The sequence below is a fragment of the Longimicrobiales bacterium genome, from assembly GCA_035764935.1.
Lineage (GTDB): Bacteria > Gemmatimonadota > Gemmatimonadetes > Longimicrobiales > RSA9 > DASTYK01.
On sequence record DASTYK010000135.1, the window covers coordinates 1 to 8,909 of the forward strand.

4 protein-coding genes are annotated in these 8,909 nt (G+C 68.2%); all 4 read left to right on the forward strand.

The features are described 5' to 3' along the window. Positions 1-177: 177 nt before the first annotated feature. Positions 178-2,628, forward strand: a complete 2,451-nt coding sequence (locus tag VFU06_10915) for a prolyl oligopeptidase family serine peptidase (protein ID HEU5209895.1) — start codon at positions 178-180, stop codon at positions 2,626-2,628. 71 nt (positions 2,629-2,699) lie between these two features. Continuing rightward, the gene (locus tag VFU06_10920) at positions 2,700-3,575 is read left to right on the forward strand and encodes a diguanylate cyclase (protein ID HEU5209896.1); all 876 of its coding nucleotides are present in this window, start codon (positions 2,700-2,702) and stop codon (positions 3,573-3,575) included. Positions 3,576-3,729: 154 nt separating this feature from the next. Then, positions 3,730-6,570 carry an excinuclease ABC subunit UvrA gene (gene uvrA, locus VFU06_10925; protein HEU5209897.1) on the forward strand — a complete coding sequence of 947 codons (2,841 nt, stop codon included), beginning with the start codon at positions 3,730-3,732 and terminating at the stop codon, positions 6,568-6,570. 439 nt (positions 6,571-7,009) lie between these two features. Beyond that, positions 7,010-8,909, forward strand: a 1,900-nt coding sequence (locus tag VFU06_10930) for a TonB-dependent receptor plug domain-containing protein (GenBank protein HEU5209898.1), incomplete at its 3' end; no start/stop codon positions are given.

Sequence of the window (8,909 nt, forward strand, 5' to 3'; positions counted from 1 at the left end):
GCAGGGCGAGGACGAGGGCGAGGGCCAGTGTCGAGGGATCGTGGTCGACACGGTCCTCACCGCCAGCGCTCGCCCTCGTCCTCGCCCTGCGCTGTTGCAGTTTCCCCGCGCTGTTGCATACAATATCCCGTCTCAGGTCCCTGACAGTTCCCCCGTTTCCCGCAGGAGTGTGCTCCAATGACAGGTGCGCGCCCGCGGCGCCGGCCGTTCAACGGCCGTCGCGCTGCCAGCATTGCCCTTGGGCTGGCCGTCCTCGCGTCCGCGGCCAGCGCGCAGGAGCCGTATCGCCAGCCGCCGCAGGTGATCGTCGACATTCTCGACGCGCCGCCGCTGCCGGGGGTCTCGGTATCGCCGGACCGCGAGTGGCTGCTGTTGCAGGAGCGCTCGAGCATGCCGACCATCGAGGACATGGCGGAGCCGATCCTGCGCATTGCGGGAACGCGCATCAATCCGGCGCGCAACTCGAGTGCAGGCATCCCGCGGACGGTGGGGCTGCGCGTGAAGTCGATCGATGGTCGCACGGAGCGGGCGATCCGCACGCCGGCGAACGCGATCATCGGCTGGACCGGCTGGTCGCCTGACGGGCAGCGCATCGCGTTCCTGAACATGCTCGAGGACCGGGTGGAGCTGTGGGTGGCCGAGGCGGCCACGGGTGAAGCGCGCCGGGTGACGGACGCGGCGGTCAATGCGATCGGCAACGGCGCCTGCCAGTGGATGGACGGAACCACGATGCTGTGCGGCTTCGTGCCGGATGGCCGCGGCGCGCCGCCGCAGCCGATGCGCGTGCCGACCGGTCCGACCACGCAGGAGTCGTCCGGCCGGGCGGCGCCGGTGCGCACGTACCAGGACCTGCTCTCCAACGCATACGACGTCGCGCTCTTCGAGTACTACTTCCCGGCGCAGCTTGCCTTCGTCGACGTGACGACGGGCGCGCGCACGCCGGTCGGCAACCCCGGGATCTTCGCGGGCGTCGACCCGTCGCCGAGCGGCGAGTTCGTGCTGGTACGCCGCATCGTGCAGCCGTACTCGTACCAGGTCCCGATGTATCTCTTCCCGCAGGAGATCGAAGTGTGGAACCGGAGCGGTGCCGTCGCGTACCGCGTCGCCTCGCAGCCGCTGCTCGACAACCTGCCGCCGGGCGGCTGGGTGCAGACGGGGCCGCGCAGCGTGTCCTGGCGCCCTGCACAGCCTGCGACGCTGTACTGGGCCGAGGCACTGGACGGCGGCAACCCGCGAGCGGACGCCGAGTACCGGGACCGCATCATGATGATCTCCGCACCGTTCTCGGGGGAGCCGCGGGAGCTCGCGCGCACCGGGCAGCGCTTTGCCGGCATCGACTGGGCGGAGCGGGACGTCGCGCTGATCAGTGACATGGAGCGTGCGAAGCGGTGGCGGCGCACCTGGGTGTTCCGCCCCGACCAGCCGTCCGCCGAGTGGCGGCTGCTGCACGAGTACAGCACGGAGGACGCGTACAACGATCCCGGCTCGCCCATCATGCGGACAGCCGAGGCCGGAAACCGTGTGCTCCTGCAGCGCGGCAACTCGATCTACCTGGAGGGGCGCGGTGCAGGCCCGGAGGGTGACCATCCCTTCGTCGACCGGCTGGACCTGAACACACTGCGCACGCAGCGCGTCTGGCAGTCCGAGAAGGGCGCGTTCGAGTCGCCGGTAGCGCTGCTGGACGATGACGCGCGCCGCATCCTTACACGGCGTGAGACGCCCACCGATCCGCCGAACTACTTCGTGCGCGACACGCGCAACAACCGCGGTGTTGCGCTCACCGACTTCGAGGATCCTGCACCGCAGCTGCGCGGACTGCAGAAGCAGCTCGTGACGTACGAGCGCGCCGATGGCGTTCCGCTGAACGGCACGCTCTACCTGCCGCCGGATTACCGGGAAGGACAGCGGCTGCCGGTGGTGGTGTGGGCGTACCCGCGCGAGTACGTGAACGCCGACGTCGCGGGCCAGGTGCGCAGCTCGGCGAATCGCTTCGACACGTTCAACGGCGCGTCGCACCTGTTCTTCCTGACGCAGGGCTACGCCGTGTTCGACGGTCCCAGCATGCCGATCATCGGTGGCGACACGGCGAACAACAGCTACGTGGAGCAGCTCGTCGCCAGCGCACAGGCAGCAGTGGACAAGGTCGTCGAGATGGGCATCGCGGATCCCGACCGCATCGGCGTGGGCGGCCACAGCTACGGCGCGTTCATGACGGCGAACCTGCTCGCACACTCCGACGTCTTCCGCGCCGGCATCGCACGCAGCGGCGCGTACAACCGCACGCTCACGCCGTTCGGCTTCCAGTCCGAGCAGCGCACGTTCTGGGAGGCGCCGGACCTCTACGCACGCATGTCGCCGTTCTGGTATGCCGACGAGATCAACGAGCCGATCCTGCTGATCCACGGCGAGGCCGACAACAACTCGGGCACGTTCCCCGTGCAGTCGGAGCGCATGTTCGCAGCAGTGAAGGGCCATGGCGGAACGGTCCGGCTCGTGATGCTGCCGCACGAGAGCCACGGCTACCTCGGCCGCGAGTCGGTGCTGCACGCACTCGCCGAGATGGTCGGCTGGTTCGACAAGTACGTGAAGAACGCTCCGCCGCGCGAGCGCGCGACCTCGCAGCAGTAGGCGGACGTTTGCCGTATCCGATCGAGCGCGGGGGCGGGCGGTCCCGCAAGGGTCCGCTCGTGCCCGCCTTCATGCGACGCCTGGGCGCAACGCTCGAGGCCATGCCGCGCCGTCTGCTCGGCGTCATCGTCGCGCTCCTGCTCCTGCTGGTCACCACGGTCGACGTCCTGACGCCGGCCTCCGTGGTGATCGGCGTGTTCTACGTCATTCCCATCATCATCGCCTCCTGCTGGCTCGGCCCGCGCGCCGCCGTGTTGAGCGTGCTGGTCGCGAGCATCGGGGTGATGCTCGCGCAATCGGTTGGACCGGGCACGGAGGTGCTGAGCCCCGGCACGCGCATCTGGAACTCATTCGCACAGGCCATCCTCTTCTTCACGGTTGCTGCGATCCAGTCTTCGCTCTGCGCGGCACTCGCACACGAGCGAGAGCTGGCTCGCACCGATCCGGTGACGGGCGTCGCGAACGAGCGCTACTTCATGCAGCTGGCTTACCGGGAGCAGCGGCGCTCGCGCCGCTACCGCACTCCGCTCACGGTCGGCTACGTCGGCATCGAGTGGGTCGACCCCGAGCCGGAAGGCAACCGTCGCCGCAAGACCGAGGATCTCGCGGTCGACGTCGCGGCGGCACTCGCCAGCTGCGTCCGCGAGATCGACGTCCTCGCCCGCATGGGACCGGGCGAGTTCGCCGTGCTGCTGCCGCACGCCGATGGGCAGGGCGCCCGCATCGTGTTCGAGCGCCTGAACGACTCGCTCGAGGGAGTCCGCACGCGCTGGCCGGTGCGCTGGAACATCGGCGTCGTCACGTTCCCCGCGCCTCCCGACCAGACCGAGGAGCTCGTCCGCGCCGCGGAACGCCTGATGCACTCCGTCCGCAGCGCCGGCGGCGTCATTCGCTACGCAGCCATATCGCCGGCATCGGTACAGGCCCACTCTCCCTTCGGCGCGTAGCCAGTAGCTCCCGCTGTTCCCGGGCCCGGACCCAGGGCCCGGGCCCCCGGCCCGCAGTTGACCCACCAGCTGCCGCGGCCTCAGCTCACACGGGACCACGTCCACGCCATCCGGGTATCAAGCGCCCTGATTCAACCCAGCGCCAGAATCCAGCATGCGTGAGCAGATCGTTGTTCGCGGCGCCCGCGAGCACAACCTGAAGGACATCGACGTCGAGATCCCGCGCGACCAGCTCATCGTGGTCACCGGTCTCTCCGGCTCCGGCAAGAGCTCGCTCGCCTTCGACACCATCTACGCCGAAGGCCAGCGCCGCTACGTGGAGTCGCTCTCCGCCTATGCGCGCCAGTTTCTCGGTGTCATGGAGAAGCCGGACGTCGACGTCATCGACGGGCTGTCCCCGGCGATTTCCATCGAGCAGAAGACGACAGGCCGCAACCCGCGCTCGACCGTCGGCACCGTAACGGAGATCTACGACTACCTGCGCCTGCTCTGGGCGCGCGTCGGCATTCCGCACTGTCCGAACTGCGGTCAGCCGGTGCGCCGGCAGTCTTCCACCCAGATCGTCGACCAGGTGCTCGCGCTGCCGGAGAAGACGCGCATCGAGGTGCTCGCGCCCCTCGTGCGCGGCCGCAAGGGCGAGTTCCGCGACCTGTTCGAGGAGATGCGCAGAAAGGGCTTCGTCCGCGTGCGCGTCGATGGCGAGACGTACGAGCTGGAATCACCGCCGAAGCTGAACCGCTACGAGAACCACACGATCAGCGTCGTCGTCGACCGGCTCGTCGTGCGTGCGGCCGACCGTTCGCGCCTCGCCGACTCCATCGAAACGGCGCTAGCCGCCGGCAACGGCGTCGCAGAGGTGATCGAGCACGGGGCTGCGGAGAAGATCCACACGTTCAGCGAGCGCTACGCGTGCACCAACTGCGGCACCAGCATGCCGGAGCTCGAGCCGCGGCAGTTCTCCTTCAACTCGCCCTTCGGCGCCTGCGAGGCGTGCGGCGGTCTCGGTACGCGCAAGGAAGCGAGCGAGGACCTGGTCGTCGGCGACTCGATCATCTCGCTGCTGGAAGGCGTGATCCTGCCGTGGGGGGAGCCGTCGGGCCACCTGCGCCGCTCGATCATTCCCGGCCTGGCAGAGTTCTACAAGTTCGACGCGAACACGCCGTGGGGTGAGCTGCCGCAGAAGGCGCGCGAGGGCGTCCTGTACGGCTCCGGCACCCGCAAGCTGAAGTTCCCGTACCGCGCCGGTGGCGCATCGGGCACGTACAGCGAGCCGTGGGAGGGCGTGCTCGCCAACGTGATGCGTCGCTACGAGGAGACGACGTCGGACGCCGTGCGCGAGCAGCTCGACGCATTCATGACGACGCAGCCGTGCCGCGTCTGCGGCGGCGCGCGCCTCAGGCCCGAGAGCCTCGCCGTGACCGTCGGCGGGCGCTCCATCGGCGACATCGTCGACATGAGCGTTGCCGGCGCACTCTCCTTCTTCGAGGACGTCGCGCAGAGCGCCTCCCTCCCACAGGAGATCGCCGGGCCGATCCTCAAGGAGGTCACCGAGCGGCTCCGCTTTCTCGTGAACGTCGGGCTCGAATACCTGACGCTCGGCCGCAGCGCCGAGACGCTCTCCGGCGGGGAAGCGCAGCGCATCCGGCTCGCGACCCAGATCGGCAGCCGCCTGGTCGGCGTGCTCTACATCCTGGACGAGCCCTCCATCGGGCTGCACCAGCGCGACAACGAGCGGCTGCTCGGCACGCTCCGCGAGCTGCGCGACCTCGGCAACACCGTGCTCGTCGTCGAGCACGATCGCGACACGATCGAATCGGCCGACTACATCATCGACCTCGGGCCGGGTGCGGGGCGCCACGGCGGGGAAGTGGTCGCGGTCGGTGACCTGCAGAGCGTGCTCGCCAGCGAGCGCTCCCTGACTGCGCAGTACCTGCGCGGCGAGCGCGAGATCGCCACGCCCAAGACGCGGCGCGCACTCACGCCAGGGCGCGAAATCGTCGTGCGCAACGCGCGCCAGCACAACCTGCGCGGCGTCGACGTCGCTTTTCCGCTCGGCACCTTCACTGCCGTGACGGGCGTGAGCGGCTCCGGCAAGAGCACGCTCGTCAACGACATCCTGTACGCGTCACTGGCGCGCCACTTCTACAAGGCCAAGATCGTCGCGGGCGCGCACGACCGCATCGACGGCCTCGAGCACATCGACAAGGTCGTCGACATCGACCAGTCGCCGATCGGACGCACGCCGCGCTCGAATCCGGCAACGTACACGGGCCTGTTCACACCCATCCGCGCGCTGTTCGCGGAGCTGCCGGAGTCGAAGATCCGCGGCTACGCGCCCGGTCGCTTCTCCTTCAACGTGAAGGGTGGCCGCTGCGAGGCGTGCCAGGGCGATGGCCTGATCAAGATCGAGATGCACTTCCTGCCGGACGTCTACGTGCCCTGCGACGTCTGCCGCGGCCGGCGCTACAACCGCGAGACGCTAGAGGTCTTCTACCGCGGTCGCACGATTGCCGACGTACTCGAGATGACCGTCGACGAGGCGCTCGAGTTCTTCGACGCCGTGCCGTCCATCAAGCAGAAGCTGCAGACGCTCTCCGACGTCGGGCTCGGCTACATCCACCTCGGCCAGTCCGCCACCACGCTGTCCGGCGGCGAGGCGCAGCGCGTCAAGCTCGCGACGGAGCTGTCGCGGCGCGACACCGGCAGCACCCTCTACATCCTCGACGAGCCGACCACCGGCCTGCACTTCGAGGACGTGCGCATGCTGCTCGACGTGCTGCACCGCCTGGTCGATCGCGGCAACACCGTCGTCGTCATCGAGCACAACCTCGAGGTCATCAAGACCGCCGACTGGATCGTCGACTTGGGGGCCGAGGGCGGCAGCGGCGGCGGCGCCCTGGTCGCGGAAGGCACCCCCGAGGAGGTCGCCGCCAACCCGGTCTCCCACACCGGTCGCTTCCTCGCCGACCTGCTGGGGCTGGCGCCGGTCGGCTGAGGCCGGGGCACCGCCCCCCCCCCGGCAGCGCGGGCGGTGCCACTGTTTGAACGCACGTTTCAGCAGCGGCTCGAACACAACGCGCCCGCACGACAGGCACATCAGAGTCGCTCGTCTGCGCCTGCCGGCGTCTCCGCGCCTGCGCCTCTCCCCGCAACGCGTACGACTGCGGTGGTCACACGCACCGCACGGCTCACCCCACGCGGAACGCGGCACTGTCCGTAAGACGCGCTCCCACGCGTTCTTCTTGCACAGGCCCGGCGTGCGGCATAACGTTGGACTGTTGCGACCGGCACGCGCAGGCGTCGCAATGAACACCCCACAAGCAGCCTTCATCGAGTCCATCGGCAGCCGGAGCGCTGTCGTTTTGCGGTGCAACGATCGTTCGTCGTACCACATGCGTCGTCGTGTGACGCAGCAACCATTCGTGGAGGAGTGCATGAACTGGAGTACGCGTGTACGAACGCTCCTGCTAGCCGGCCTTGCCGTCGTGATGGCGGTGGCGCTGAGTGCGCCAGCCCAGGCACAGCAGGGTTCCGTTGGCGGCATCGTAGTCTCGCAGGCGACGGGGCAGCCTCTGGCCGGCGCCAGCATCGAGCTGGTCGGCACGACCCGCGGGACGATGACGAACAACGAAGGTCGCTTCCTGCTCACCGGCGTATCGGGTGAAGCGACACTGCGCGTCACCATGATCGGCTACCATTCGCAGACGGTGTCGGCGCAGGCCGGTGTCGCTGACCTGCGGGTCGAGCTGGCGGAATCGGCGATCGAGCTGGACCGCGTGGTCGTGACGGGTACGGCTGGTGGTCAGACGGCGCGTGCAATCGGCAACACGGTGACGTCCGTAGACGCGGCCGAGATCGTCGACAAGGCGCCGGTGAGCTCCGTGACGGAGCTGCTGAACGGCCGCGCGGCCGGTGTGACGATCATCCAGACCACCGGCATGCTGGGCGGCGGCAGCCGCGTACGTATTCGCGGTGCGGGCAGCTTCTCGCTCTCGAATGAGCCGCTCGTTTACGTCGACGGCGTACGAGTGAACAACTCGCAGGCGACCGGCCCGATCAGCCAGGCATTCGGCTCCCGCCCGATCTCCCGCTGGAACGACATCAACCCCGAAGACATCGAGAGCATCGAGATCATCAAGGGCCCCGCGGCAGCCACGCTGTACGGCACCGAGGCCTCGAACGGGGTGGTCCAGATCATCACCAAGCGGGGAACAGCCGGCGCACCACGCTTCAGCTTCTCGACGAAGCAGGGCGCCCAGTGGTGGAACCCCGAGGATCAACTCTGGGTGAACTACGGGATGGTGGACGGTGAGGTCGAGTCGATCGACATCGTGGAGCTGGAGAACGAGCGCCTTGGCAGCTGCGAGCGCGGGCCTGACGATTTCTTCACGGCGTGCCCGGTCGAGTCGATCTGGCGGACCGGCCACCTCCAGAACTACGACCTGAGCGTCTCAGGCGGCAGCGAGCGCATCCGCTACTTCGCGTCCGGCGGGCTCGAGAACAGCACGGGCGTGGAGCGCGAGAACAAGCGCAAGATGTACAACGGCCGGTTGAACGTGACTGCCACCCCCTGGGACGCGGTCGAGGTCAACGGCAGCATCGGCTACGTCACTGGCCGCACCGACCTGAGCTGGGAGGCAGGCGGCGGCGGCCCGACCTGGACCACGTACTACGCGCAGCCGCAGCGTCTGAACACGCCGCAGCGCGGCTTCTACAGCTGGACGCCCGAGATGTACTGGGAGTCAGCAGATACCTGGCAGGACGTCGACCGCACGACGCTCAGCTTCGGTATCAGCCATCGTCCGTTCACATGGCTCAACCATCGACTGAACGTGGGTCGTGACGTCACGCGTGAGGAAGACGTCGAGATCCGGTACAACGATCCGCGCTGGCTCGAGATCTCATCGAGTGCCGACATCGGCTACAAGGAGATGTGGAGCCGCCAGATCGCGTATACCACCGCTGATTACGCCGCCAACTTCACATTCGACCTGAATCAGGACATCAACTCGGTCACGTCGTTTGGCGGCCAGCTGTACCGCCGCGACTACTCGCACGTGTACGCATACGGCGAGAACTTCCCGGTGCCCGGCCTGTCGGGCATCGAGGCGACGACGCAGAATCGCGTCAACAGCGAGTCCAAGGTCGAAAACGTGACGCTGGGCGCCTTCGTGCAGCAGCAGCTGGGCTGGAAGAACCGGCTGTTCCTCACGGGTGCTATCCGGGCCGATGACAACAGCGCGTTCGGTGAGGACTTCGACTTGGTCACGTACCCGAAGGTGAGCGCCTCCTGGGTGGTCAGTGAGGAGCCGTTCTTCGACATCGGTGCAGTGA

Coding starts and splice junctions, on each gene's coding strand:
- VFU06_10920 (HEU5209896.1), top strand. CDS start 2,700: ATGCGACGCCTGGGCGCAACGCTCGAGGCCATGCCGCGCCGTCTGCTC.
- uvrA (HEU5209897.1), top strand. CDS start 3,730: ATGCGTGAGCAGATCGTTGTTCGCGGCGCCCGCGAGCACAACCTGAAG.
- VFU06_10915 (HEU5209895.1), top strand. CDS start 178: ATGACAGGTGCGCGCCCGCGGCGCCGGCCGTTCAACGGCCGTCGCGCT.